This window comes from Paraburkholderia sp. RL18-085-BIA-A, from assembly GCF_046027075.1.
GTDB lineage: Bacteria > Pseudomonadota > Gammaproteobacteria > Burkholderiales > Burkholderiaceae > Paraburkholderia.
In genome coordinates this window covers 1-26,833 of the sequence record NZ_JARESU010000077.1, presented here as the reverse complement: position 1 = coordinate 26,833, position 26,833 = coordinate 1, and the positions used below count along the sequence as shown (strand labels likewise).

Sequence of the window (26,833 nt, the reverse complement as noted above, 5' to 3'; positions counted from 1 at the left end):
GCTCCTCTGCCAACAAGAAGATGCTCAAAGATATCGCCAAACGGCCGCTGCTCTGGGTCATGCTGTATGCAGCGCTGATTGCCTACGGCATCTATGCGCTCCTCAATATCCACGCCGAGGTCCTGCCGCAGTTCAACATGCCACAGGTGAGCGTTGTCGCCCAGCTGCCCGGAGCTACGACTCTGGACCTGGAGGGGCTGATTGCGCGGCCCGTCGAAGCCGAACTGTCGTCGCTCTCGTCATTGAGCGACGTGCGAACGGTCGTGGGCCAGGGTTCCGTCAAGATTGAAGCGCGATTCGTGGAAGGCACCACCGCTGCAAGTGCGTTGCAGGAAGTCAACGGTGTCGTCGGGCGCATTAACGGTGCGCTGCCGAAAGGCACAAGCCTGACGACGGAAATTTCCGGCAACGCGATAAACGAGGTTGCCGACTACGCAATCCAGGTTCCGGGCGGCGTGGATGCGCCACAGGTGCAGCGCATCATCGAGTCAAATCTTGTGCCCCGTGTCCGGGCGGTCCCGGGCGTGCAGCGTGTGTCGGTCGCCGGACCCGGAGCGGATGCGATATGGGTGCGCCCCGACCTTGCGAAGCTACAACGTTTCAATGTCTCTGCATCGGCGCTCGCGGCATCGCTCGATGCGACGACTGCAATGGTGCCGAGTGGATATGTCGACCTCGGACACCAGGACGTTTTCATGGAAGGCAGAAGCCTGCCGACGAAGCCTTCCGAATTCGCCCGCGTGCCTGTCGCGGCAGCCGGGAACATAGTTCCACTAGGCTCGATTGCGGACGTTGTCCGGACTGCGCTTCCGTCGCACCATACGGTCAAACTCGACAACAGGCCCACCATCGCGCTCATTGTGTTCAAGCAGCCCGGCGCCTCGACGCTACCGGTCGTCGACGAGGTTGATAAAACGCTGCGGGAGCTCGAACCTCAGTTGCCCGGCGGCGCACGCTTCGTGCGCATCTACAGTCAGGGGCATATTGTCGGCGTCGTCGCTGCCGATTTGACCAGGAATCTCGCCATAGGGGCTGTGCTCGCGGTTGGCGTCCTGTTCTGGATGCTCGGCGCGAGTCGCGGGATATGGGCCCTTGCGTTGAGTATCCCGCTCTCGCTACTGCTCGGTATCGCAGGGCTGTACCTGATGGGACAGACACTGAATCTGCTGACCTTCGGCGCATTGTCAGTCGCGGTCGGCCTGCTCGCTGATGACGCCATCATCGTGTTGGAGAGCATCTACCACCGTTGGGAGGCTGGCGACGGCAGGTGGGAAGGTGTCGCGCGAGGGATGCGCGACATCGCTGGTCCTGACATTTCCGGGACGATGACCACCGTCGCGGTGTTCCTGCCGCTCGTGTTCGTGGGTGGCCTGGCGGGGCTGTTCTTTGTCCCGTTCTCTGTCGCGATGACAGTCAGCCTGATTGCGTCGCTGCTCATTTCGTTGAGCCTGATTCCGCTCGTGCTGGGATTCATCGGGCCTCATATCGAGAAACACGCCACATCCGGTTCGCGTGCTGTCGCGTGGCTCAAGAGCCAAAACCTGCGCCTGTTCGACTTTGCGCTGCGTCGTCCTCGGGTCTCCCTCTGCTCTTGCGTAGCCATTTTCGCGGTCTCTGTGTCCGGACTTGTGCTGGTGCCGGTCGATTTCCTGCCACTGCCGAACGAGGCCGTGTTGCTCGAAAGCTTTACGCTGCCCCCTGGAACTTCATTGCACGATGCCGAGGATGCGGCAGACCGCATCACCCAGCGCCTGCTCGGTCTCGAACCGGTGGCGCACGTGTTTTCACGTGTCGGCTCTGCGTCGGGGACGTCCTACACCGAGCCTGCCTACGCAGGCGAGATTCAGATTGCGCTCAAGCCCGATGTGAACGCGAGCAGCCTCGATAAAATCGGCAAGCAGATTCTGGACGCGTCGAAGCTCCCTGCCGTCCAGACTGTAATTGGGACACCGACGCTCGAGCGGGTTGGCGAAACGCTTTCGGGCTTGCCGCAACCGTTCGTCATCGATGTCTACGGCGATTCCATTGAATCCCTTCAGTCTCTCTCCACCGAAGTCACTCGTCGGCTTGCTGGCGTGTCGGACCTCTCGGACGTCTTCAACAACGACGGTTATCCCATCACCGAACTGCGAATTACACCCAATCCTGACGGCCTTGCGCTCCATGACATCACGCCGGCGCAGCTTTTTTCCCAGTTGCACATCCTGCTGGCCGGTCAGACAGTTGCGACGATTCCGGAAGGCAACGGCCACCTGGACGTGTTTGTGAGACTGGCGGACCCGACGCACCTGTCCATCGAGCAGCTCAATCAGCTTCCCATCATGGCGAACGGCTGGGTCGCGTTAGGCCAGGTTGCTGACGTACGTATGGCGACCGGACCGAACGTCATCAGGCATCTGAACGGGCTGCGCGCGGTCGAGATACTCGCGACTCCGACTGCCCCTTTGGGACAGGTGATATCTGCTTCAAAGCAGGCGCTTTCGACGCTTTCGCTGCCAACAGGGTACGAAGTGAAGTTCGGCGGACTGTATCCCCAACTTGAACGCGCAGCGATTAACGTGGGTGTTGCGGCGGTCGTTGCGTTGGCCTTGATGCTTGGCATCCTGACGCTGCAATTCGATGGGCTGCTTGTGCCGGGGCTGCTTTTGTTGCAAATGCCGCTGGCGTTCTCGGGCGGAGCAATCGCCCTGGCGTTGAGCGGTGTTGGGTTGAACGCCATCGGTCTGATTGCTTTTCTCACCCTGATTGGGGTGAGCCTGAACCATGGCATCGTGTTGCTGCAACTGGTGAAACGAAACGAAGCGCAGGGGTTGTCCGTGGTCGACGCCGTGCGCGACGCGGTCGAGGTGCGGTTCCGGCCGATTCTGCTGACAGTCCTGACAGCATCGCTGGGCCTCTTGCCGACCGCACTGGGCTTCGGCAAAGGTGCAGCGCCCGAACAGGGGTTGGCCATCGTTACGCTGGGCGGGCTAGTCTGGAGCGGCCTGCTCAGCACCAATCTGCTGCCGGCGCTTTATGTGTACAGGCGCGAGCGGCAGCTCCAAAAGGCATCATAGGCCGGGGCGGGCGCTAGAACGCCTGGCAGCAGGCTGTCTCCCTTCACCGTTCTGTTGCATGAATGCGCGACAATGTGAGCGTCGAGGCGGCTCTTCCCTGAACAGAGGACACGTGCAGACTGATTCCACTGAGCGCCCCGGTACGCTCCGTCAAATCCCGCGTGGCGTCTGGATGCTCGGCTTCGTGAGCATGTCCATGGACATCTCGTCGGAAATCATCCACAGCCTTCTGCCAATGTTTCTCATGACGAGTCTCGGTGCGAGCGCCGTGATGGTGGACCTGATTGAAGGCGTTGCCGAGGCGGCGGCTCCCATCGTCAAGGTGTTTTCCGGCGCACTAAGCGACTACCTGGGTAACCGCAAATGGCTCGCCGTCATTGGATACGGCCTTGGTGCGCTGAGCAAACCGCTATTTGCGCTCGCGCCCACGGCCGGCTTCGTGCTGACCGCGCGTGTAGTCGACCGCATCGGGAAGGGTATTCGGGGTGCATCGCGCGACGCGCTCGTGGCCGACATCACACCCGTGCACCTGCGTGGCGCGGCTTATGGCCTTCGACAATCACTCGATACGGTCGGCGCATTTCTTGGGCCCTTGCTTGCGGTTGTATTGATGCTGCTGTGGGCCGACAACTTCCGTCTGGTGTTCTGGGTGGCGATGGTGCCCGGGCTCGTTGCCGTTGCGTTACTGGTTTTCGGTATCAGGGAACCCGCGCGGCAGCCGGAAGCGAAACGCGTCAATCCAGTCACGCGCGAAAACCTGAAGAAACTCTCGCGTGAATACTGGTGGGTGGTCGGCGTCGGCGCAGTCTTCACGCTCGCGCGGTTCAGTGAAGCATTCCTCGTGCTGCGCGCAATGCGGGCGGGGGTTCCGATAGCACTGGTTCCCCTCGTCCTGGTCATAATGAATGTCGTGTACGCGCTTTCAGCTTACGCCACCTATTGCCACCGGGCTTTTGCGTTGTTTCCTGATAGCTTTTGGTGAACTGCGTTTGAGCTTTTCGTCCCTCTTGGTCCATCGGCAGATGACTTGCTGAGTGCGCCGGCACAGTTCGGCTCGGCTGTTTTTTTGGGGCTGACCGTCGTGCAATGCAATCCGGTCCTCGTGACTGACATCATGTGGGCCATCTGTGACACAACCCGGGAAAGCGATTATTTAGCCTGCAGATTGTCGATGCCGACACGGGACAGCCAATGACGGTGAGACAAGCTGTCATGCGAACGTTGCGCTACGTTGGCTGCTTCCCGACCTGTGATGTCGGGTTCCTCGGGACGCTGTCCGACCCGCGCAGGCACGGTTTGCGTGACCGCATGCCTTGTCCTAGAGTTGTTCAGAATCTTGGTCTATTTCGCTGTTTGGTCCGCCACGGTCCACACGCGGCGTGATTGGCACCCACCGGCGTCGGGACGACGAGAGGATGCGATGACACGGTTACTGGTCTTGACAGCTGTGGCGTTCTCAATAGCACTATCCGGCTGCGCGAATCGTGGGCTACCCGGAACTAACGCACATCCTTCAGATAATGCAGCCACGGGCAGCGTCTATGTCGCCTATATGGGTGCTCCGGGCCCAAAGGGAGACAAGGGAGACCCAGGAACAAGCGGCGTTCCAGGTGCGAAGGGCGAAAAGGGAGACCCTGGCGCAAGTGGCACACCTGGGACAATGGGTCGTCAAGGCGAGCCCGGTATAAATGGCGAGCGCGGAGCAAAGGGTGAAAAAGGGGACTCGGGAATAAAGGGGGAGAAAGGCGACCCTGGGGCCAAGGGCGAGCGAGGCGATACAGGCGACCGAGGTGAACGCGGAGAAAAGGGTGACCGTGGTGAAAGAGGAGACCGGGCCGAAAAAGGTGACCGAGGCGATAGAGGTGAACCCGGCACTCCGGGTAAAGACGGCACCCAAGGTGCCATGGGTGCTCCGGGGTCGTCCCCTTTGCTTGGGCTTCCTTGGCAATGGCCACTAGACAGCGGGTTTAAAGGCACTCCGAACTGCAAGAACTGTCATGAAGGATTCTCGCAGCCACTTTTTTACTATCTCTTAACCGGCCTTTCTGGTCTCGTCACGGCCTTAAGCCCGATTATTCTCGCATTGATTGAAAAAAAGAAGAACAAATTAGACCCGGGTCAACCGCCTACCGAACGGGAATCCAGGGAGTATGCAAGAAGAGAAATAGTGCCGTCACCCAGGATGACCGAGGACGAGCGTGAGGCAAAAATCGACAAGTTTTCCAAGGATGACTTCGTACAGCGAACCAAAGAGTACCAGGCTGAACTTCGTAGATATCGGGGGTGGTCACGCGGAGCGTCGTTGATAGAAGTTATCGTTCTTCTGGTGGCAGCGTGGTTCTTTGCGTATCTGGCGATTGCATTCATGGAAAAGCTATTTATCTTTGTTTGCGCCTATACACTCGTCCTTGGTGTGGTTTTCATCTGCTATGGGTTTGCGAAGAAGTTACTAGACGAAACGGCCAGCAAGAAGAACCTAGCCGAGCTAGAACTCGCAACGTTGAAAGTAAAACAGGCGCACGAGATGGACATGGCCAAGCTGAGGTTCGACCAGCGGGTGGCGTTGCGCGGAGCGAAGACGTCGAAAGCGGGCAACAGTCCAGACACGTAAATTGTAGGCGTGCTTTCTCTCTGCCAGAATAATCCCTTTTCGCTTTGGAGCTCTTTAGGCGGTGTGCAATTCTGCTTAACTAATGACCACTTTGCTCAGCGCGAGGCATCGAAGTCAAGTGGCGAGTGTCGGCACGTGCGGCAATTGCTTGTATTCCCCTTCGACGGCACCACCCAGCCGCAGCTTGCGCAGCGGTCGCTGCGAGCGCGCGCTGTGCGTTTGCAGGTATACGCGGACGATGGAGTTCTGGCGCCAGCGCGCTCCCCCCCTTTACGGTGCTGGCTTGCCACGTTACATTCCCAACTGAACAAGCGAAGAGTTCGAGCGCCGACATTTAAACTGCTGTGCCTAGAGGTTCTAAAGAGAGTTTCCTGACATCCCAAAAGACTCTCTTCTTTAAAAAGAAAACCGAGAAACTCTTCTTAAAGTAATGGGCTTTTCTGGAAGGCGCGCGCAAGGGCACGAGCCCCGTCATGGCTGACGCGAATGCTTTCACGCTGGGCGACGGACATCGCCACAGGAAGGTGGTCTCCACGACCGTGTCTTGCACGCGGCGAACTCACTGACGTCGCCCGTCAGGCAATGATGGAGCGTTCCGCGGCGCAATCGATGGGCACACCCGGCGTACTCGCCTTGCGTGGTCACGCGCCAGAGCGTACCGGATTCTCTCCGTACCCGTTTCCCGCAGACCATCGGCCGGACTGCTTTGCAATGCAACCGCCGGCGAAGGTCCCTCATCGCGATGAGACGGAACCCGATACCGCTGGCCCGCCATCCCTGCCCCGGACGGTGCGCACAAGCGACATGGGACTTCTTCCGGTAGCAATGCGCCAGGCGCGGCACGCTTGCCGGTGCATGCGCAAGAAGGACGTCACCCCTTTAGCAAGAACTCAGCGTGTCGAGAAGCATGGCCGGCACGCCCTTTCCAGGCGCCGAACGCAGGCAATCCCGGTTCTCCCGGAAGAATGCAGCGATGGTGCGCAAGCTAAAATTTTAGGAAAGGTCGAACAGAGGCGGTGGTTGCTTTACTCATTTGCGCCCCCTGCACCGATGACCGGTCCGGGGCGCCGTGACAACCCACCGACATCGGAGCCTCATGCGCAAGATTTCCCGCCGAACCTACTTCAAGGCGCTGGACGCCGCCATCGCCCACGAGGTGTGTGCCTTGGCGTGTCCTCTTAAGGCGGCTAGTGGTTCAGGTGGCGACAGAGGTGTGTGCGACTTGCCTGCGTGCTTCGCCTCCGTCGTCTTGAATACCTTTGCAACGCAGGTACCGATGAATGTGCGGAAAGCGCCGTTGCGATGCTCAACGCCGTCGTGCGATAGCACTTCTGCAACGCGTCGTCACGATGGAACATGGGCAGCTCGACCGGCAACAACTGCAGGTCGCCAGCACACATGCGCTCGACTGCCTGCCAAGCGGCTGCCCCTGTTCGGCAGACAGTAGACGGTCCGTTGCTCGATGTAGATGCCCGCCTTACCCATTACTAGATAGCAGGGGTATGCAGCACGCCCATACATCAACAATTCTATCGCACTTGCAACTGCCAATTGAGTCTTCCGGGCATTCTCCGGAGGAAGTCAAGTATCTCTGCCTTCGGGGTCGAAAGTACCGGAGGTCTCGTTATCATGGACTTCTCCGGAACCGTAACATCGTGTGCAGAGCTGCCACCGCTCTCCGTCGCATTTTGGGCACGTGATGGTGTTGGACGTGCGAGACATGTCTGAAACAGTCTCGATTTCGGTTATCTGCACCCTTCCCGTCCCGCCACATTTTTCGCACTTGATTTTTCCTTGGCCACCACATTTCTGATAGGTAGTCGTGGTCTCCCCTCCTGGTGGTTAGGTGGACATGACCATACTACTCCGAGCGCCTGGGAACACGAAGCCAGATGCTGGCCTCCACGAACTCGCACAGTTCCTTGCCGGGCGCCGAGAGCTTGTCGGCGTGGTACTGGGCCGATTGTGCTTTTTTGAGAACACGTGACGCACCTACGCGGCGGTCAGCGTCTCCACGGAACATTTTGAATGCGTCTAACTCGCGCTGATGGACCGCTCGGTATGAATGGTCGCTAGACGGCACAAGCGCTCTTGCTAAGGAACCGGGTATTGCCTTCCCCTCAGGGCGGGGTACGCCTATTAGCAGCCGTTGTAAGCGGCTTCGGGGGCCACACGTAGATGACAAATTCGGCAGACTCTGGAGAACGGTCGAGAGTGCCTCCTGAACGTTTCGCGTCTACGTGACCTCGTGGGGGCTGGCTCGTACCCTCTTTGTTTATTTTTTCCGACTTGCGTGTGCGTTCCGCTGAGTCGGATACTGATTTTTGCCCGCGTTGTCTCCTCTGTGGATGCATCAGTCGTGGCCCGCGGCGCGGGGGCTTCTTTTGAGCGAAGCAAGCGAACGCTCTGTGGGCACGTTACGTGATTCAGGAGGCGCCATGGAAGTTTGCGATGGATGCTCCGACATCGATGGCCGGCCCGTTGATGTCTTTCGGCAAGAAGGCCTTACCTTGATTGGTGTTGCCGAGTGCAACGGTACGCTCGCACTTGAGCACTATCGCTGCGATAAATGCCGAGCCGTTATCTCTCGACGATTCATTGGCAGCTCCGATGAGCGTATCTGGAGCGTAATCGAAACCGCGCATTAAGAATCGATGCAATCTCTGAATTGCAGTCGTCTTCTCGCTCAACCGACTCATCGGCCGGACCGGGCGCACTCTCGTCAGCCTCCGGTCGCTACACGCAAGGCTGCGTCATTTCCGCACCTATCTGACCGCAGACATGTGAAAGCCCCGGTTTTCCTCGACTAGCGCTACCTCCAAACTTCGCTGACTGTAAGTAGTGGGGCTTTAGCCGCAGACACGAGCACAAAGTGTTTGTGCTCCCCCAACATGTAGCCATGGCTTCACCATCTCGCATCGTGCATCAACAGCGCAGGCGCTTATAGGCGCTTACCCTGGAAGGCAGCCCTGAACCCACTATCTCCGTCGGCACGCTTGTTGCGGTTGAAAGCTGCGCGAACAAGGAGGTATCTAACATGAGCGTCTTTCTGGGTAAGGTTAGTATTAAACCACCGCGCCGTACTTCAATCGTCGCCGTGGCAGCTGTTTGTCTTGCTGCGGTCTGTGGGATGGGTATCGCGGCATTTGTCGGATTGTTGCCCGACTCAGAAGACATAGCCGTCGCGGTGACTGCAACACCCCTCCTCGATATCCAAGTTGACCGCGCTTTCCATTAGACTGGGCACGAGCGTGGGTAGATAGCCATGGGTGAGATAGCCGCCTCGCCCGCAATCATCATGCACCCGGCTACCAAATGGATGCTTCGTTGCACTCTCGACGTGTAACGCTGACTTTCGGACGTCCAAATCAATCTCCTTCGCTGATTGCCCATCCTGTACATCAACTGAATGTGGCAATGCATCACGGTGTCCCGTCAATGATGCGGCTCGGCTCGCGCGAGCGCTCCGGGTGCAACGCGCCCCCCGAAGGGGAGACGAAATACTCGGTTCCAGGACACGACCTCCTGAAAGTATCAAGGCCCGAAGCTACCAAGCGGAGACCATGAACCCCGGCGCGGTAACCATCTAACAGAATGGCATGCTGCAACGCGCATGTGTTGCATATCGATTGTCGGAGCGTCCAACCCTCAACTCGTCGGTCATTAAGGCTAGGACACATCAGGCTGCGTCATCGCGAGCCTCCCGTTTTCGAATCCAGTCGCGAGTATTCCCCGTATATGCGGTCAGACCCACGCAATTACGCGTGGCAACTCTGGCGGAGTACACCATGAAATACAGCACTATGTTCGTCGCTGTCGCGCTGTCGGCAGCGGTATCAGGCGCCTTTGCTGCCAGCGACACCGTCATGGTCGGCGGTCAGGCCATGTACCCGAGCAAGGACATCGTGGACAACGCGGTCAACTCGGCCGACCACACCATGCTCGTTGCTGCGGTCAAAGCCGCCGGTCTCGTCGATACGCTAAAGGGCCCTGGCCCGTTCACTGTATTTGCGCCGACCAATGAGGCCTTCGCGGCATTGCCGGCTGGCACAGTCGATACGCTCGTCAAGCCTGAAAACAAGGCGATGCTGACCAGCATCCTGACGTACCACGTCATTCCGGGGCGCTACGACTTCCGCAAGCTCGACCTGGCCATCAAGGCTGGTGGCGGCAAGGCGAAACTGAAGACAGTCAATGGAGAGGAACTGACGCTCACCGAGAACGGTCCGCACAACATCGTAGTCATGGACGCCGGCGGCCACACTGCCGACATTTCTACCTATGACGTCACCCAGAGCAACGGCGTCATCATGGTAGTAGACAAGGTTCTGATGCCGAAGTAGCGGGACCGATGCGCACCATCGGTCGTTCGAATTTAACGCAGCGCTGTCATTTTTTGGTGCCACGCCACGACTTACCTACATGCCTGGTGCCTGGATGCAGCAAACGTCTCCCCTGCTCGGGTGCGCGTAGCTACTTGCGCTTTGCCGCTGCGCAACCAGTCAGCCATTAGCGGTATGAGACTTCGGCGCTGCCAACGCACGAGCCGACATCACAGGAGAAATACCATGGAAAAGTTGACGATGAAAACTCTGTTCGCGCATGTCGCTGTCGCGTCACTCTGCGCGTGCGCCGCGACGTTTGCGCAGGCTGGTGGCAATGGCAACGGCGGAAGTGGCGGTGGCGGCGCGCACGGTGCCGCGACTGCAGGGATGACATACCACAGCGAACCTGTATCGAGCGCGTGGCACCGGGTTCCCGGTGACATGAACAAGAGCGCAAACACGGCTCATATGGATATGCCCAGTATGACGCCCGACGACAGCCACATGTCTAGAAAAACCGGACAGTAAGGGCCTACATGATTGCCGGCGCCAGACTTTTCATGGTCTGCGCGCCCGGCAAGATGTTGAAAACGCTCGCTCCGTCAGGCACGCGAAGCCAATCCATTGAGACATTTATTGATGGATGCGCCCTGATAGGGCGTCATCCATTGACCGTGACGCTGCTCCAGCAACGCTTCCTGGTGCTGCTGGTAGCGGCATGTGCAGTCTATGTTTGCACGTCGAGCCGATGGGCTTCGCCAGCGAATGGAAACGCCCCGTTTCTGGGGCGTTTCCATTTCAAGCTTTCGCCTTGTTCTTGGGGCGCTGCTTGGTCATTTGGGGGCTTTTCTCGCCCTGCGCCTTTCCGGCGGCCTTCACCGGCGAGGCTACCTTCTTCTTGCTCGACATCTCGGCTTCAGCCCCGTGAGCAGGCGAGGCCTTTCTGGGCGATGGCATGATGAACTCCTTATGTCTCGTGCCGTTATGGCACTTTCCACAATAGGTGGCGCATTGGCGAGAATCAAGGGTCGAAAGCAATGTAACCTATGGCCGCTGCGCGGACCACCATCGAGGGCACTCCGACCGATGTTTGACGTTCCCTCCCCGTCAGCGGACAACTGCCCACCCTCGGCGCGAAAAGGTAGGGATTCCTCCTGCGAGTTGGCCACACTCGGTCGCGAGAATGTTGATGATTGCGTTGAACGCCGCCGCGATGATGACGCGGGCTCTGGTGGGACATAGACGTCACGTTTCTTCCGGAGCCTGAAATTCGATGTATCAATGTCTAACCATCGGACATGATTCGAACCGGGCTCTGGCCCGACTTTCCGAAGAGGCGTCGTCTGGCTCCGTCCTTCTTGCGTGCCTTAATCGCTGCGTTTAATCGGTAGGGCGCCGCTCCCAACGCGGAAGGGGTCCGTCGAACGGCATGGCCTGTCGACTGCTGACAACTGCAAGCAACGAAGAACAGCTCCGGTTTACGCCCTCGGCAGAGTGTGCAAGTATCGCTCGCAGCGCGTAGCACGGATACGCTTGCTCTCTTGCGAGGTTCAAAATGGACTGGAGGTTCTGGAAGACCGAGAAGCGCCACGAGGAGGCGCGCAACTGGCCCACCGATACGCATGAATCGATACGGCAACTCCTCAGCATGTACCAGGGCGCCGGAGCACCGCCGTTCGCGAACTGGACCGCGCCCGGCATTGCGTTCGCTCCCGACGTCGAACCCACCGCACGAAATGGTGTCAAGGGCTACCAGCTTGCCCTTTGGTTCTGGCTATTTGCTGAAAAGCACGGCGCTATCGCGGCAAGGATGGCACGCGAAACTTTCTGCCTGCTCGCCGATGCGGCGCAGTCCTCGTCGGGAGATACCATTGATGCGCTCCTCGACCTGGAAAACCAGCTGGCGCATTCTGTCGAGGTGATTTCCGCCGAACAGCGTACCTTCAGACAGGAGAGGCTGTCTGTGGAAGTGCCGACGGAATTCTTTCTGGCCACAGGCATCCTCAGGCTCACACTCGACTCGCCTTACGCAGAGAATCAGGATGCCAGCTTGCAAGGCAATGACTATAAGCTGGCAGACTGCTTTCGCCACGCCACTGAGCAGGCACTGGCTGTTTTCAGGCCAATGATTCAGGCTGTCGACTTCGACGCGGAATCGCTGCCCAACTGGAAGTGGAGCGCCCGGCCTGGCGCAGCCGAGCGGCACCTGCGACGCCGCCACGGCAATCCGCTCTTCCCCCTGCACCGTCAGATGGTGACAGCGCACGACGTCCATAAAGCGCGTCTTGCCGACAACCTGGCCCTTGACGATATTCGCAACGAACTCAGTGAGGTAAGCCACGCGTTCTTCGAAAAGCCGGAGCTACCGTTGAACTGGCACCCGTACCTCGAAAGCTATCGGGACCACGTAGACCGACTTGATGAACGCCGCCTTGCAGCGGGTGGGCAAAACGCGTCGCTTGGTGATGCGATAGCGGCGCTGCGAGCCGACATCCTGGCGGCGTGGCGCTCTCAAATTCAGAAGAACCGGCATAGCCTCGTCACGCTCGAGCAGGACGAAGCGCGAAAGGCCGAACGACGCGCGCTTCTGTACGAATGCGACTGGACCGCTCAACTGTTGAGTCACGGCTCCCTGATACCACCGGAGGAAGTTGTTCCCGCTCTGCTGAGCGAATCTCCGTCTGAGTTGGAGAAGGCGGTGACCGGCCTGCAGGCAGAGCCACGCCTGCATGAGACGCTTGCTCACTGCCGGGCATCGGCACATCGGCTCGTGGGCGAACTTCGCGCCGCAGGACACAACGTTCCCGATACGGCGGACAAGCTCCGCATCCTGGACGGCACAACACCGCGGCAGGTGCCGGCCTGACGAATACGACCCACTTTCACACCTACATCCACATTTGGGTCAGTGAAATGCTCGCAGCGCGACGAGGCACCGATTCTTTCTTAACCACGCCTTCCGAGTAAGATATTTTGCGTGACTGTCTGAGTCCCGCCGGGGAGCCGGTCGGATACCGTATGCCGAAGAGGAACATAAGCGCCCATAGTTGGACCGTTTGAACAGGGTGGCCCGCTCAACTGGGCCATCTCCTTTTTCGTGGCCGGTCGACCATTCGCGTTCGCGAACGACGCGCAACGCGCTCGCTGACCGCTGGCGTGAGACCGGCTACTATCATTCCCAAAGGCGCAATCACGGAGATGCTGCAATGGATGACCGGTTTGATAGACGGGAGCTGCTCCTTCACCTCGGCGACGTGCTCGAAGCCTTGAGCTGTCTTTACAAAACCGGGCAGCCAGACATGCCGGTCGCGCAACTCGCGGCAGACCAGGAATCGCTGCAGACCTTCGAATTCCTCCGGATGGTCGCACCGAGAATGACGGTGACCGAATTTACCAAACGCATCGCCAGCGCGTACTTCCTGTGGCCAAAGGAACTGCTAGAGCCCCGGCTAAACCGCAATGCGCTTGCGTCAACCGTTCAGCACGACCTTTTTGATGGCAACCCTGACGGCTGGAGGAAGTATGTCGTCTATATGCAGAAGAAGGTGGGATGGTTTGGGACCGGGCTTCCCGAGATGAAAAGGAGCGTCTCGGACGAACCTTCGCACGATGCCGCAGATGAGGCGAGTCCGGTCGAGGGGTCGGGCGGGGCCGCGCCGTCTGTGGAGTGGGATGCGCCCGACGAGAAGAAGGGTTGGCCTTGGCCCCAGCCAGGCTCGACGTCCTGATGCACTGCTGCTCGAAACGGGAAGGGACCGGAGACACACGGACAGACACACGGACACGTAAGACCTTTGCCGCGTGAACGGCACACAAGCAGTCCCGCCGGCCAGGCTTCCAGTCCGGAGAATCTGTTCATTGTCACCGCCGCACCGGTAGCGGCGCCGCAATGGCTGCCGGAACTTGTGCTGATACAAAACATCCGGAGACGAGCATGAGCCTTCCCATACCGAAAATTCCCGGCACCACTGGACCAGAACAACATTGCTTAGGGCCGTGGGAACGCGTAATCGCCGGTTGCGCTCCCAGCTCTGTTCATAGCGCCAGCTGCGCTGGAAACCGCATGAAGTTCCCGATGAGCCGCAACAAGTCCGACTCGTCCGGCCGCGTACCCCGTCGGCTGTATCCCGGAACCGATGCAATGGCGAACCAGGAAGGCGGCGGAAACCATTCTGCTCGCACTGTCACACGAACCGGCCGCGAAGCTAGCGTGTAGACGCGGCCGTGCACGAAACACCGTCAGATATCCCCGCGGCTTGAGTCGCCCAAATCTCTCGCAACTGCCCAGTAGGGGGCGCGCTTGTAATACTGATGAACTGTGTGTCCCCACGAGGCATCCGCCATCGAGGGCCAATGGTCCTTGTCAAAACCCGGGTCGTCTTTGATTCGCTGTGCGGCGATGCTGACGTGAAAGCATTCCGCGTCGGTATCGAGCGTCAGCGCGTTCCACGGGATAGCGTGCAGACTTGTGCCCATTCCGAGAAATCCGCCCTCGGAGAGCACTGCGTATGCGATTTTGCCGGCGCGTACATCGAGCATGATGTCCGAAATCTTGCCGACCTCCCCACCGTCCGATGAAACCACCGACGTACCCTTGAGTGTCGACGCGGCCATCACGTCGGGACCGGGCCCGTCGCCCGCGCCCCTTCCAATAATCTGCGCGCCACCGCTGGATGCGCGGTCTTGCGGGTCCGATGTGCTCATGATGTTCTCCGGAGTTTTAGGTGGAGAACGTCTTAAGCGCAACGAGTATGCCTGCCGGCGCATCACCCGACATCGCACATAAGGCAGTTCTGCTCAAGGCAAATTCACATCGCGGCGGGCAAGCAAGCAGACCTCAGACGAAGACTGTCGCGTGAAAATTGTGCTCACCCTGGTTCGCGGAATGTCCCTTGCTGTATCAATCATTCCACCCAACTGGAGACTCATATGGCCACCAGCCCGAAACAGGAGAACCCCGCAAGTGACAAGTCCGAGGAGGATGTCGACAAGGCGGTTGAAGACACCTTCCCCGCCAGTGACCCACCTGCGACAGGGGGAACAACCCGAATTGAGTCAGAGGACGGCGAAGAAGCCGACGAGGACCAGCCTAATCCGCAGTAATCGCATACAGGCGAGAACATGTGTCGACACCCCGGAAACGGCCGCAGCGGTCCTGGGGCAAATGTCGCGCGAGTCGCGTGCGAGACCTAGACCACAGGCCGCAGTGGGCAGCGTTCGCGGAAGGCTTTGACAGTAATGAATGGAGACAGTCATGGGCACAAGTGAAAGCAACGAAAACGCGCCGACCGCGCTCACGGAGGCTGGGCCGCCGGACGGCCCAGTCGTGCTCGCGCAACCGCCTGTCGCTTGTACTTCAGCTCCGGTAGCGCGCTCCGGGAGTACAGAGTCTGGAACGGCGGCCGAAACTGCCAAACCGGCGCTCGACGTGGTGAAGACTGCGCTCACCAGCGCTCAAGCAGCCGTATCCAGCGGATACCGGACCGTCTCCGCATCTACCGACGAATTCGCGCACGAGAGTCCATGGAAGTCCATCGCCTTTGCGGCGCTCGGCGGCATCGTTATCGGAATGCTCATAGCGCGATAGAGAGGATGTGCAGAAACCGTTGACTGGTTGGTCGAGCAGGAGCGGCCAGTTAGCCAAGCTCTCTTTTCCAGTCTGCCGTACAGGCTTAGCGCGTGAGGTTCCGTATGTTGCGTCAACTAAAAAATCAAGCCGTCCCGCGCAAGCTAACCTTGATGCCCATCGCGCGGACCGCCATCAGCAAATTCTCGGAAGACCGCTGCTCAATGATGGGCGCGAGCATCGGCTTCTTTTCCGCATTTTCGCTTGCCCCGACCCTCCTCATCGTCCTTGCTGTCGCCGGATGGTTCTTCGGTCCGGACGCAGCCAAGGGGCGGCTCTTTGACCAGGTCAAAGGCGTTCTTGGCAACGACGCTGCGAGCGCAATGCAAACCCTCGTCGGACATGCGCATAGGGCGAACGGAAGCGGTGTTGCCGCTACGCTATCTGTTGCCCTTGTGGCCGTCGGTGCTTCGGCGACGTTTTCGTCGCTCAATACCGCTCTGGATGTCGTGTTTGCCGCAGAGTCGCCCAAAGGTATCGCTGGACTAGCGCTCCTGCTACGCGCGCGTCTGATTTCCTTCGGGATGGTCATGGGTCTGGGCTTCCTGCTGGTCGTTTCCCTTGTGCTGGACACGGCCATACAGTACGCCGGCCACGCGGTTTTTGGTGATTCCAGCCTGGTCGTGCTCGCGGCTGTTGGTGAATCAGTTTTCGGACTGGTAATACTCGCGATTGGGTTTGCTGCCCTTATCAAGTGGCTGCCGGATGCAAAGGTGCATTTTCGTCATGCGCTTATCGGCGGTGTGACAGCATCGGTGCTCTTCACGGCTGGGAGGCATCTCTTCGGGTTTTATCTTGCCCATGCCGGCACTGCAAACTCATTCGGTGCGGCAGGCTCTCTGGCCGTACTGATGATGTGGCTATATTTCTCAGCCGTCGTTTTCTTATTCGGTTCGGAGATTGCCGCATCCATCAGGGATGCGTCACAGGTAACGGGTGAAAAACCTGACACGGCTCCGCTATCTTCGATAGTGACAAGGCGCTGACAGGCGCCGTTCTCACGAGGAGCTTGCGGAGCGCCGGTTCATTTCCCGCCGAAGCCATTGACTAGCATGCGGTCGATTGGCCTCGCGGCCTTCCCAACCGCGACAGAGGACATAGAGGCAGATTTATACCGGCTACGATTACTTTGATGCCGTATGCGGCATCCTTGCTTTCTTCGCAACGGCGGATGCGGGGATGACGAGGGCCTCAGGCGTTGCACCGTACATTGCGTAATGTCGTACCGCAGCGGCGCCCTCACTGTTTGCGCGTGCATCTAGTTTTTCTGCCAATGCCAGCAGAAAGCTTTTCAGGTCGGTGCTTCCATACCTTGCCAGAAAATTCCCCGTCAGCTCGACGATACATGCTTGCCGCGACGCCGGGTAAAGCGTGCTGGCTACATGCGACGCTCCGACGGACAGCTCCAACAGATACGCAGTTTCAATGTGAGCGGTTGTGGCGCTTTCCCTCTTCACCTTGTTGCTCATGTACTTTCCCCATCGATATATTGCGCGACCTGCGGAACGTCTCCAGGAGACTTTGCCTTTGCATCTAAAAACTTGGTCACGCAGGTATCGAGCAACGTGCGCAAAGTGCCGTGTTGATGCTCGGCGAGGAGGCGAGCCACGACACGTAGCACGTCCGGATTGTGAAGCATACCCCAGTGACTCACGTTCTCCACTTCGATGTTCTGATGATACTCGGACTCGGTCCCGACGCATCCTGCCCACCCCACGATGCCATCGGATGGCGAATATACCGATGTGCAAGGGACCACAGGCTCGATACTCAGCCGCCGGAGCAACACCTCATCCATCGGTGACACTCCGCCGTTCAGGAGCGTGAAAAGCCAACCGGCATGGGTCGAGTTGGGCTGGTCTGCAAACGGAGTCGCGAGGGTGATGGCCTGCCGTACCAACTCCGGATGCTTTTTCGCGAGTTCGCGAGCGTACACTCCGCCAAGGCTCCAGCCGATTAACGAAACGGGGCGACTATTTCGGCTATATATCTGTTTCAGCTGCTCGCTTAGTAAGTCGAGAAACCTGTCGAAATCGGCCTCGGGCCATTGGTTGACGCCCTGGTCCCAGTCGTGGACTTCGTAGTCCAGCTCTCGCAACCTCTCTCGCAAGCCTTCGGTCGCGCATCCGCTGACACCAAGACCTGGAAAAACGAGAACAGGATGACCGTCTCCTCGCGGCAATGGCTCGGATAATGGCGCGAGACCTGCAAAATAATCCGAGAAGGCATGAAGAGGTTCCAGCGCGAGAAGTATCGCTGGGGGCGGCGTTAATTCAAGGCTTTCCATTGAATCTCCTGGGCACTGATATATGGTTCACCGCGCACCATCAAAAATTGCCATAACGAACAGTCGTGCGTAAGCGCTGCGGACAAAAAGTCCCCCGAGGGACGCGGCCAACAAGGCCCCGTCAATGGTCAGGGGCGAGCAGACTCGGCAAGAGTGCCGAAAAAAGTACGGGATAGAACCGGGGCGCTGATTAACATCACTCTGCGCCATTGCGTAAATCATGCAGCGTCCCATGCGGGCTCTCGGCCCACGTGCAACAGGACAAAACCGGTCCTCACATCTACTTCTATTCGGCCTCAACAATGTTCGTACCGAGTGAAGCGTTCTTCGTGAGGTTCTCGACGAATCCCTGCGCGTCACGCACATGTTGCTGGTATTGAGACGGCGCGGTTGCAGTTAGCGCAATCTGAACACCTGACATAATTTCGTAGACGTGGCGGCTGTACGCCGCGATTTTTTCCGCGGTGGGCTTCGCGAGGCTCGTCGACAGCGCAATCAGCTCCTCAGGTTTCGCGGCCAATGCTTTGGCCATCAGCGCCTGGTTTTCAGCGAGTGTCGCTTTGACTACCTGAAGATTCAGCTCGGTCAATTTTTCGATGCCATCAAACGCGCTGCTCGAGAAAGCAAATAGCTGCTGGATACCGGTGTTTTGCGCATCTACCAGACGTTGGGGGATAAGTGTGCTCATGAATGCTCCAGATAGGGAAGACGACGAGTGCGCGAAAACTGAAATGAAGTCTGGAGCACGGGTCGCTGGCCAAAGGCCAATTGCTGCGTTGCAACAAAATTCATTGTAGGCGCATTATTCTTGAAGTCAATGGTGCCCTTGCAGTCATCGTGCCTGCGGACAAATAAGCCCGCATTCATCGGTCAAAATATTCTCAGTACAACGAATCAGAGGTAAATCCGGAGTATGGAGCTCCTACTCGGAGCCCCTCCGGCGTCGCCAACTATGTCACTTCACAGCCTCTCCCACACCGAGGTCAGCGCCAGTCGTCGGGTCCGAGGAAGTGTCCGACGCCGTACGCGAGGCCATGGCGCGAAGAACATCGGCGTCACCGGCGGACACGTTGACGGTTGCCGTGCCATCGCCACCATCAACTGCCGGTTTCGGTGTATCGACAAATTCCCACTCGGGCCCCTCGTTCCACGGGCCTCGTGGAGCCCCATCGCTTGCGGACATTTTGTAATAGACGCTTGTAAATTCAGGAACGCCGGGAAGTTTTCCTTGAGGGAAATTCGGCTGGATGGAGTGAAGCGCTTTTTCGAACGACTTCTGGTGTGCAATTTCGCGCGTCATCAGAAAGCCCAATGTTTCCCTGATGCCCGGGTCATCCGTGAGGTTAATCAGCCGTTCGTACACAATCTTGGCCCGCGCTTCCGCCGCGATGTTGGAACGAAGGTCTGCGGTAGGTTCACCGATGGTGTCGACATAGGCCGCCGACCATGGAACACCGGCGGAATTGGTGAGTGCCGGACCGCCTCCGTACAGCAGCGCTGTGATATGAGAGTCGTTGCCGCCACCGGTCATGCCGCGATATAGCTCAGCTTCACTTTCAACGGCTTCAGCTAGTTGCCCCTTTGCGCCCTTGTTCAGCATGGCGACAATAGAGCCCACGATTTCCAGATGGCTGAGTTCTTCCGTTGCAATGTCGAACAGGAGGTCCTTCCGACCGGGGTCGTCTTCGCCCACAGCCTGAGTGAAATATCGGCATGCCGCACCGAGTTCACCTTGTGGTCCTCCAAATTGCTCGAGCAGCAGATTTGCGAGCCCGGGATTAGGCGCAGCAACACGCACCGTGTATTGGAGGCGTTTGTTATGGACAAACATGATGTTCTCCTTTCAGAGCCCGGCAAGGACGGAACACCGTCGATAGCGCCAGGCAAGGGGATTCGGAAGTCCTGAGAGCGGCGACGCTGTCGCGCACCGCTTTCACAACTGAGGTCTCAGAAGGATGAGTTCTGGCGAGGAGCGGCAAAAGCACCGCACATGGGCAGGGAGACCGCCTCCTTCTTTCGCATGACGCGTTCCCGGTACGACGCTTAGGCCTCGAATATTTTTTCGGGTGGTCCAGCATTCGGGAATAGGCGTTGCGCGGTGATAGCGTCGACGTAGTTGTCTGCGCGGGACGAATGTCGCAGCCTCGACCGTTTCAACTGCAGGTGTCTGTAGGGACGTTGTCTGTCGCACCCCTGCATTCTCTTCTCCCCTTTTCTCCCTCTTGTGAGAGCAAATCATGACCGCAAAGACTGTGAAAGACCTGTTCATCCACTCGCTGTCCGACGTCTACAGCGCGGAAAAGCAGTTGACCAAAGCGCTCCCGAAACTGGCGCGTGCATCTACGAGTCCAGAATTGAAGGCTCTATTCGAAAAGCATCTGGAAGAAACGCACGGACAGGTTGCGAGAATTGACCAGGTAGTCGAATCCTGCGGTATCAAACTGAAGCGAATCAAGTGCGCCGCGATGGAAGGGCTGGTCGAGGAAGGCGGAGAGCAGATTGATGAAATCGAGAAAGGGCCCGTCCTCGACCTCGCGCTTATCGGAGCAGCTCAAAAGGTCGAGCATTATGAAATCGCGACCTACGGAACGCTCGCGGCACTGGCTGAAAAGCTAGGCGAATCTGCTGCCCAGAAGCTGTTGCTCGATACGCTGAAGGAAGAGAAGGCCGCCGATGAAAAGCTGACGGTGTTGGCACAAGGAACCATCGTAGAAGAGGCGATGGCGCAGTAGCCCTTGCTGTGTTCGTTCAAACGAAGGCGGATTGCAATAGCCTCTAGCAGCGACGCGGTCGTGAGACGAACACGCCTTTCAGCTTAAGCGGATGTGACACTGCCTCGGTATTCTCAATTGTTTCCACAGGCGTGGGCTTCCGCGCCTGTGGACTCTCGGACAGTGGTCGGGCACGGCGGTCAAGGTTTCGTGGGATACACCACCTCCCGAGTGCGTCCGATGACTTCACACTCTTGGCCGCCCAGGGTCATCTTCTATCGTTCAGCTTCCGCCTGAAGCTGGGTTGGTAGCTGACGCCGGCGTGGCGGCTCCGGACTTCTTATGCATCTTCTTTTGCGAACTCGTCGTTGCGGGTGCCACGGTATTAGACCCTGACGCGCCAGAGACCGTGTCGGTCGACCCGCCAGCGTTTGGCTTGCTCATTCCTGTGCCTCCCTGTCCCACAGCGGCACCGCCGCCTGTCCCTTGGGCGAAGACGCCACCCGATATTCCAATTAAAAGTACCGAAATCAACACTCCTTTCGTCGCAACTCGCATGGCAGTCTCCTCAAGCACGAAACGGTCAACACCGGACGGCGTTAATCCGCATGTTTGTGACCGCAATTCGCATACCGTGCCGGGGGCAAATGCGCAGCGGTGGGACCGCAGGTCAACGGAACAGTTTCGAACCGAGAGAAAAAGTGGTAGCTCGAATATGACGCCAGACTTGCTGGTAGAGGATGATACAAATCTGCTTTGTGCGCTTGAGATGCTGGTCAGGGACAAAGGGCTATAGAGTTAAGACTGCAGCCGACGGCCCGGATGCCATGTACACCGTCGCACAGGAGCGACTGGACTTTGTTGTCTCGGACGTCATGATGCCCAGGATGGACGGTGTGAATTTGGTCCGCGCCCTAAAAGGAGTGCCCGTACTCGCCGATGTTCCCGTTGTAATGATGTCCGCTGTTGCTTCACCGCCCGCACTTTCCGTTCCGCGCATTTTTACCGAAACCGTTCTCTGCGGCTAGATTGCTCGAAGTTCTGCGAGACGGGGCGTTGCCCACCTGAACGTTGAGGATTATTCGGTCGAGCACGGGTGCCCGGCTACTCGAGACTACCCTGAGCAGCCTCAAGATATCAATGCGGAAGATACGGGGTGCCAGCGCGACTTCGCCCGGTCGGAACACACTGGGCGAAGCGTTTCACGCGAAGGCCGCGATAAAATCAATAGCCCCACAGTGGACTCAAACGCGTCAAGGTCTATAGGCTTGAGAAAGAATGCGTTCCAGAGGGCTGGTATCCAGTGAGGTTGCGTCTGCGCCGAGACCATAATTACCGGTATTGCCGTAAGGGCCGGGTATAACTTGAGATGACGGCACAGCTCAATGCCGTCCATCACTGGCATGCTGCAATCTGTGACTATAAGGTCCGGCATCGTCCTTCCAGCCTTTTCCAGCGCCGTCTTGCCGTCTTGCGACAAAAATACCCTATATCCCCGCCACTCCAGAGCCACGCTTAAAGCGGCCAGAATGTCTGGTTCGTTGTCCACTAGGAGAATGGTTGGCATCAGAAACGTCCGGAACGGTTAGTAATCCGGCGCAACAACCATACCGTGAGCCGAAGATTGTTCCGCTCGATGGCAAGCCCAGACCCTCCGGAATTCGACGCCATCGACGGCAAGTTGCAACCGCACTAAGCTTGAGCTTAGACCGGCCGTGAGGTCGGTACCTTTCTATCAGCGGCAATTTTTACTGCGCACGGCATGAAGAACAGTCAACTTCCCTGGAACGAGGCCGCGCGCCTGGAAGCGCTCCGGAACCTCGGAATTCTGGATACGCCAACCGAAGCCGACTTCGACGACGTAGTGGCGCTCACAGCATCGATTTGCGAAGTCCCCATTTGCGCTATCAATCTGATTGAGGACCAGCGTCAGTGGTTCAAAGCGGAGATTGGGCTGGGCGTGCGCGAAATGCCGCTTGACGTTTCCATCTGCGCCAGCGCTTTGCTGCAACCGGATTTGTTGGTCGTCCCCGACCTCACCCAGGACGACAGGTTCTGCGCAAACCCGCTCGTGGCGGGTGAGCCGAAATTACGCTTTTATGCGGGCGCGGTGCTGCGCACCCGGTCTGGGTTGCCTATCGGTACCTTGTGTGTGCTCGATTACGTCGTTCGTGACCTCAGCCCATTGCAACGACACACACTTGCGACCATGGCGAGGCAGGTCATGGCCCAGATTGAACTGAGGAAAGCCGCCGCGGATGCAATGGCTAGCGCCGGCGAGTTGCGCCGCGCGACTGAAAAGTCGCGGCGGCTCGAAGCTCATCAAAGGACAATCCTCGATAGCGCTGTGGATTACGCCATCATTGGAACTGACCTTCGCGGCCGCGTCACCAGCTGGAACCACGGCGCCCAGCTGATTCTTGGCTATAACAAGGCCGAGGCTACCGGACAAAATCTCGCGGTCATCTATACGCCAGAGGACGTTCAGCAAGGTGCGCCGGATACAGAAATGCGCAAGGCCATGGAGCAAGGACGTGGGTCCGATGAGCGGTGGCATGTCCGCAAGGACGGCACGCGTTTCCTTGCTAGCGGAGAGATGATGCCGCTGCTCGGAGACGGGACTATCCCGGCGGGATTCATCAAGATATTCCGCGATGTGACGGTTAGCCGCGCGAACGAAAGGCGCCTTAGAGACAGTGAAGACCGGCTCCGCTTTGCATTCGAGGCAGCAGGCAACGTTGGCACCTGGGAGTGGAAGTCGGCCACCGACAAAGTCATCACTGATGAAAAGCTGGCGGAGATGCACGGATTGTCCGCTGGCGAAGCGACCCAAGGAATATCGCTCTCAAGATACTTCGAGCCGATACACGAAGACGACCGCAACAGGGTCGAGGCGTCATTCGTCGCGTCTATCCGTAGCGGTCAGGATTTTGCTGAAGAGTATCGCCTTACCACCGCGGAAGGCCAACGGTGGCTTTTCGCGCGCGGCCGCGCATATTTCGACAAACAAGGGTCTGAGACGCGATTTCCCGGAGTCGCGGTTGATGTAACCGAGCGTCATCGCGCAGAGCGGGCGCTTCTCGAGAGCCAGGCGTACCTGAAACTTCTGCTCGATTCGACTATGGAAGGCTTCTATGCGCTCGACTGCGATGGCGTGACGACTATGTGTAACGCCACTTTTGTACGCATGCTGGGATTCGGCTCGGAGACTGAAGCCATCGGAAAGAAGCTTCACGTCGTCATTCACCATTCGCATCCCGACGGCGCGCATTATGACGTGGCCGACTGCCCCATCTTCACATGCGCCAGATTTGGAACTCCGGCGCATGTTGAAGATGAATATTTCTTTTCCCTCGACGGAAAACGCATCCCGGTTGAATATCGGGTCGTCCCGATTATCTCGAGTGGCGTTCATCGCGGCGCAATTTGCACGTTCACTGATATCAGCGCGCGTCGACGCGTTGAAGATGCGCTGCGCCTGCTTAACGAGACGCTAGAAGTACAAATCGCGGCGCGGACGCAGGAACGTGACCGCATCTGGTCGCAATCAGGTGACTTGCTCGCGGTCGGTAATCTGGCGACAGGTAGATGGCTGAGTGCAAACCCGGCGTGGACCAAAGTCCTCGGGTGGCACCCAGCGGAAGTCGCTGGCGCAGAGGTAACGAGGTTCGAAGCTTCCGACGAAGTGGGGAGCACCATCGCCGGCGCGCGTCTCATTGAGGCGGGCACGCTCGCAGGTCACTTCGAGAACCGCTATCGCACGAAAGACGGCGCAACTAAATGGATTTCCTGGACCTCGTCTGTTTCTGGCGCCGAATTCTATGTTGCAGGACGTGACATTACGGCCGAGCGTGAGTCACTGGAGGCCTTGCGCTCTGTCGAGGAAACGCTGAGGCAGGCTCAGAAGATGGACGCTGTCGGACAGTTGACCGGTGGTATCGCGCACGACTTTAATAACCTGCTTCAGGGAATAACGGTGCCGCTCGAGCTCATCAAGCGGCGCGTGGCGCTGAACCAGCTGGACGGTCTCGACCGTTTTATCGGTATGGCAATGACGTCCGCGCAACGTGCGGCAGCGTTGACTCATCGCCTGCTCGCCTTCTCACGACGCCAGCCACTCGCCCCCGAAAATATCGATGTCAACGAACGCATCAGGTCACTTGAAGACCTGCTCCGCCGAACAACAGGGGAGCACATCGAAGTCAATTTTGCACTTGAGCTTGTCGAGTGCAGAAGCACGTGTGACGCCAACCAGTTGGAAAACGCACTGCTCAACCTTTGTATCAACGCGAAGGACGCGATGCCCGACGGCGGCATGCTGACCATCGAAACGTCTTGCGTCCAGGTCGACAGCCTTGATGCCCACAAGCGTCGCGACATGAAGCCGGGGCACTATATCGCCGTGACGGTCACGGATACTGGCGAAGGCATGCCGCCAGACGTCGTCAAACAGGCCTTTGAGCCATTCTTCACGACGAAGCCCATCGGCCAGGGCACCGGGCTCGGTCTGTCGATGGTCTACGGTTTCGCAGGGCAGTCCGGTGGCTTTGTGACAATCGTTAGCCGAGTTGGTGCCGGGACGACCGTTACCCTGTACTTGCCCGAATCCGGCGCTATCGAAACCAACGAAATAGCCGCGGCCCGCGCTGAGCCCAATTTCGAAACCGGCACGGGGCAGCACATACTCGTCGTCGAAGACGGCTCCACTGTGCGCCAATTGCTAGCGGACATGTTGACCCAGAGCGGCTACAACGTCCATCAAGCGGTTGACGGTAGTTCCGGTCTTGCTGCGCTGGATTCTATGACACGAGTCGACTTACTGGTGACTGATGTTGGGCTGCCCGGCATGAATGGCCGCCAGATGGCCGATGCCGCTCGGGCAAAGAGACCGGCGTTGCCGGTGCTCTTCATGACGGGGTATGCCGAAGTAGCGACTGTAGCAAGCGGATTTCTGGGGGAGCGCATGCAGATGATTGCCAAACCGTTCTCCGTTGAAGCCATTGGCGCCAAAATCCGTCAGATGCTCGAAAAAGATGGAGAGAGAGGCTCGTGAACGCTTTACGCGGGTGCCGGACCGCTTTCTGACGGCTGCTCGTCGGCCGTCGAGTTCAAATCGTGTCAACTGCCTTACCGTACTCGCCTCGCGCGTTCGCACGGGCGGCACTCAGGTGTGTGTTTCATTTGTTCGCTGCCCAATTCACCGTCCCCGTAAGGGTGCAGGCGGAGGGCGACAGCGAGCCCTTGACCGATGCAGGGAATGGCAAGGACCCCATTGGCCGGAAGAGGCGACGGACAGTTCTAGTGGAAACAAGACGGCCCTCCGGACAAGCTCCGGCGGCGGCCTTTTCGTATCGGGCAAGTGCCGCCTGGAACTCTGCTTCCTCCTCAGGCATCGCGGTTGGGGTCAGACCGGCATCCGGCCATACACGCTCCGTTCCCTCTATTCCAGCGCTGAAGTATGCTCATAAGTGCGCGCCGCATCGCATCGCGGCGTCGCGACGAAACTGGAGCATGTCATGAAGCCCTTCCCGGCAACGGCGCGCGCCGGTAGCGCCCTTGCACTGCTTGCGCTGTCCGGCTGCTACTACGTCGGCCCCGGCTACTATCCATACGGATACTATCCCGTCGTTCCTGCTGTCGCTACCCAGCACGAAGTCCCTGCTCAAGGCTACGGCTTGTCGAACGGCTCAGACGCCCAGAACATCCCGCCCGCATCGCCGAGTGGACCCGCGTATGTCTCTCCGGCGCCCATGTACGTTGCGCCCGCCTACTACCCTGCGTACTATCCCTCCTACCCGTGGTATGGCGGGCCCGGCTGGTGGGGGCCGTCGGTGTCGTTCGGCTTCGGCTACTGGGGTGGTGGACATGGCCACTGGGGCGGTCATGGCGGGCACGGAGGCGGGCATGGCCATTGAACCGCCGAGGTTCGACAATCGTGCTGCCTAACCGCGAAAGCTGCAGCAAAGCCGGCCGAAGAAAGGTGTGCGCCGGTCCAGGAAAAGGCGAAGGCGCCGCCTGGTGAAGAAAGCTTCGGCCCCGGTCAAGACGAAGCCGGTTGCTGCCACCCATCAAGGATTCGTTCACGAAGGCTTCATTCACTGTCCACCTGGCTGAGCGTGCTGGTGTCGAAGCGAAGGCAGCCGAGGCGCTGATGGCAGCGGGGGCATCACCATCACCATCGACCGGACCCCGTCGCCGTTTCCCACCCATCCGCACT

General features: G+C 58.6%; 23 protein-coding genes and 3 pseudogenes. 17 read left to right on the top strand and 9 right to left on the bottom strand.

Translation table 11 applies throughout. From position 1 onward, the window contains the following. Window positions 1–20 precede the first annotated feature (20 nt). The 4 genes and pseudogenes from P0D89_RS34580 (at window position 21) to P0D89_RS34565 (ending at window position 5,667) form a co-directional block, all read left to right on the top strand. Window positions 21–3,056: an efflux RND transporter permease subunit gene (locus P0D89_RS34580; RefSeq protein WP_408361731.1), complete on the top strand. Its 3,036-nt coding sequence runs from the start codon at window positions 21–23 to the stop codon at window positions 3,054–3,056. Window positions 3,057–3,168: 112 nt separating this feature from the next. Continuing rightward, window positions 3,169–3,987 (top strand): annotated as a pseudogene (locus P0D89_RS34575) (MFS transporter); the annotation flags it as partial. Window positions 3,988–4,247: 260 nt separating this feature from the next. Next, the gene (locus P0D89_RS34570; protein WP_408361786.1) at window positions 4,248–4,439 is read left to right on the top strand and encodes a hypothetical protein; all 192 of its coding nucleotides are present in this window, start codon (window positions 4,248–4,250) and stop codon (window positions 4,437–4,439) included. Window positions 4,440–4,476: 37 nt separating this feature from the next. Continuing rightward, the gene (locus P0D89_RS34565) at window positions 4,477–5,667 is read left to right on the top strand and encodes a collagen-like domain-containing protein (RefSeq protein ID WP_408361732.1); all 1,191 of its coding nucleotides are present in this window, start codon (window positions 4,477–4,479) and stop codon (window positions 5,665–5,667) included. Window positions 5,668–7,248: 1,581 nt separating this feature from the next. On the opposite strand, the pseudogene P0D89_RS54815 reads toward P0D89_RS34565, so the two are convergent. Beyond that, window positions 7,249–7,464, bottom strand: a pseudogene (locus P0D89_RS54815) (hypothetical protein); the annotation flags it as partial. Window positions 7,465–8,093: 629 nt separating this feature from the next. Further along, window positions 8,094–8,357, bottom strand: a complete 264-nt coding sequence (locus P0D89_RS34560) for a hypothetical protein (protein ID WP_408361733.1) — start codon at window positions 8,355–8,357, stop codon at window positions 8,094–8,096. Window positions 8,358–8,704: 347 nt separating this feature from the next. Between P0D89_RS34560 and P0D89_RS34555 the strand changes: the two genes are divergently transcribed. The 3 genes from P0D89_RS34555 (at window position 8,705) to P0D89_RS34545 (ending at window position 10,520) form a co-directional block, all read left to right on the top strand. After that, a complete protein-coding gene (locus P0D89_RS34555) occupies window positions 8,705–8,905 on the top strand; it encodes a hypothetical protein (protein WP_408361734.1) in 201 nt (66 codons plus the stop codon). Between the two features lie 565 nt (window positions 8,906–9,470). Then, window positions 9,471–10,010, top strand: a complete 540-nt coding sequence (locus P0D89_RS34550; protein ID WP_408361787.1) for a fasciclin domain-containing protein — start codon at window positions 9,471–9,473, stop codon at window positions 10,008–10,010. Between the two features lie 225 nt (window positions 10,011–10,235). Then, window positions 10,236–10,520: a hypothetical protein gene (locus P0D89_RS34545; protein WP_408361735.1), complete on the top strand. Its 285-nt coding sequence runs from the start codon at window positions 10,236–10,238 to the stop codon at window positions 10,518–10,520. 270 nt (window positions 10,521–10,790) lie between these two features. Here P0D89_RS34545 and P0D89_RS34540 read toward each other — a convergent pair whose 3' ends face one another. Next, the gene (locus tag P0D89_RS34540) at window positions 10,791–10,949 is read right to left on the bottom strand and encodes a hypothetical protein (RefSeq protein ID WP_408361736.1); all 159 of its coding nucleotides are present in this window, start codon (window positions 10,947–10,949) and stop codon (window positions 10,791–10,793) included. Window positions 10,950–11,547: 598 nt separating this feature from the next. Between P0D89_RS34540 and P0D89_RS34535 the strand changes: the two genes are divergently transcribed. Then, entirely contained in the window at window positions 11,548–12,858 is a 1,311-nt protein-coding gene (locus tag P0D89_RS34535) for a tryptophan leader peptide (protein ID WP_408361737.1), read from the top strand. 340 nt (window positions 12,859–13,198) lie between these two features. Next, window positions 13,199–13,720 carry a hypothetical protein gene (locus tag P0D89_RS34530; protein WP_408361738.1) on the top strand — a complete coding sequence of 174 codons (522 nt, stop codon included), beginning with the start codon at window positions 13,199–13,201 and terminating at the stop codon, window positions 13,718–13,720. A 511-nt stretch (window positions 13,721–14,231) separates the two neighbouring features. Here the strand turns inward: P0D89_RS34530 and P0D89_RS34525 are convergent. After that, window positions 14,232–14,696: a PRC-barrel domain-containing protein gene (locus P0D89_RS34525; RefSeq protein ID WP_408361739.1), complete on the bottom strand. Its 465-nt coding sequence runs from the start codon at window positions 14,694–14,696 to the stop codon at window positions 14,232–14,234. A gap of 225 nt (window positions 14,697–14,921) precedes the next feature. On the opposite strand from P0D89_RS34525, the gene P0D89_RS34520 reads away from it, so the two are divergent. The 3 genes from P0D89_RS34520 to P0D89_RS34510 all read left to right on the top strand — a co-directional run bounded on the left by P0D89_RS34520 (window position 14,922) and on the right by P0D89_RS34510 (window position 16,604). Then, on the top strand, window positions 14,922–15,095 hold the full coding sequence (locus tag P0D89_RS34520; RefSeq protein WP_408361740.1) for a hypothetical protein: 174 nt from the start codon (window positions 14,922–14,924) through the stop codon (window positions 15,093–15,095). 151 nt (window positions 15,096–15,246) lie between these two features. Further along, window positions 15,247–15,579, top strand: a complete 333-nt coding sequence (locus tag P0D89_RS34515) for an ElaB/YgaM/YqjD family protein (RefSeq protein WP_408361741.1) — start codon at window positions 15,247–15,249, stop codon at window positions 15,577–15,579. A 104-nt stretch (window positions 15,580–15,683) separates the two neighbouring features. Further along, on the top strand, window positions 15,684–16,604 hold the full coding sequence (locus P0D89_RS34510; RefSeq protein WP_408361743.1) for a YihY/virulence factor BrkB family protein: 921 nt from the start codon (window positions 15,684–15,686) through the stop codon (window positions 16,602–16,604). A gap of 138 nt (window positions 16,605–16,742) precedes the next feature. On the opposite strand, the gene P0D89_RS34505 is transcribed toward P0D89_RS34510, so the two are convergent. The 4 genes from P0D89_RS34505 to P0D89_RS34490 form a co-directional block, all read right to left on the bottom strand. Continuing rightward, window positions 16,743–17,087 carry a hypothetical protein gene (locus tag P0D89_RS34505; protein ID WP_408361744.1) on the bottom strand — a complete coding sequence of 115 codons (345 nt, stop codon included), beginning with the start codon at window positions 17,085–17,087 and terminating at the stop codon, window positions 16,743–16,745. Further along, window positions 17,084–17,905: an alpha/beta hydrolase family protein gene (locus P0D89_RS34500; protein ID WP_408361745.1), complete on the bottom strand. Its 822-nt coding sequence runs from the start codon at window positions 17,903–17,905 to the stop codon at window positions 17,084–17,086. The genes P0D89_RS34505 and P0D89_RS34500 overlap by 4 nt, the downstream gene beginning before the upstream one ends. 286 nt (window positions 17,906–18,191) lie before the next feature. Beyond that, window positions 18,192–18,593, bottom strand: coding sequence for a TIGR01841 family phasin (gene phaP, locus P0D89_RS34495; protein ID WP_408361746.1), 402 nt, complete (start codon window positions 18,591–18,593; stop codon window positions 18,192–18,194). A 267-nt stretch (window positions 18,594–18,860) separates the two neighbouring features. Continuing rightward, the gene (locus P0D89_RS34490; RefSeq protein WP_408361747.1) at window positions 18,861–19,736 is read right to left on the bottom strand and encodes a manganese catalase family protein; all 876 of its coding nucleotides are present in this window, start codon (window positions 19,734–19,736) and stop codon (window positions 18,861–18,863) included. Window positions 19,737–20,142: 406 nt separating this feature from the next. Here P0D89_RS34490 and P0D89_RS34485 point away from each other — a divergent pair, with 406 nt between their 5' ends. Further along, the gene (locus P0D89_RS34485) at window positions 20,143–20,637 is read left to right on the top strand and encodes a YciE/YciF ferroxidase family protein (protein ID WP_408361748.1); all 495 of its coding nucleotides are present in this window, start codon (window positions 20,143–20,145) and stop codon (window positions 20,635–20,637) included. Between the two features lie 719 nt (window positions 20,638–21,356). After that, a complete protein-coding gene (locus P0D89_RS34480) occupies window positions 21,357–21,644 on the top strand; it encodes a response regulator (RefSeq protein ID WP_408361749.1) in 288 nt (95 codons plus the stop codon). Window positions 21,645–21,745: 101 nt separating this feature from the next. Here the strand turns inward: P0D89_RS34480 and P0D89_RS34475 are convergent, their stop codons facing one another. Continuing rightward, on the bottom strand, window positions 21,746–22,183 hold the full coding sequence (locus tag P0D89_RS34475) for a response regulator (protein ID WP_408361750.1): 438 nt from the start codon (window positions 22,181–22,183) through the stop codon (window positions 21,746–21,748). Between the two features lie 195 nt (window positions 22,184–22,378). On the opposite strand from P0D89_RS34475, the gene P0D89_RS34470 reads away from it, so the two are divergent. The 3 genes and pseudogenes from P0D89_RS34470 to P0D89_RS54685 form a co-directional block, all read left to right on the top strand. Next, on the top strand, window positions 22,379–25,669 hold the full coding sequence (locus P0D89_RS34470; protein WP_408377848.1) for a PAS domain S-box protein: 3,291 nt from the start codon (window positions 22,379–22,381) through the stop codon (window positions 25,667–25,669). Between the two features lie 463 nt (window positions 25,670–26,132). Then, window positions 26,133–26,531, top strand: a complete 399-nt coding sequence (locus P0D89_RS34465; RefSeq protein WP_408377846.1) for a hypothetical protein — start codon at window positions 26,133–26,135, stop codon at window positions 26,529–26,531. A gap of 40 nt (window positions 26,532–26,571) precedes the next feature. After that, window positions 26,572–26,833 (top strand): annotated as a pseudogene (locus P0D89_RS54685) (hypothetical protein); the annotation flags it as partial.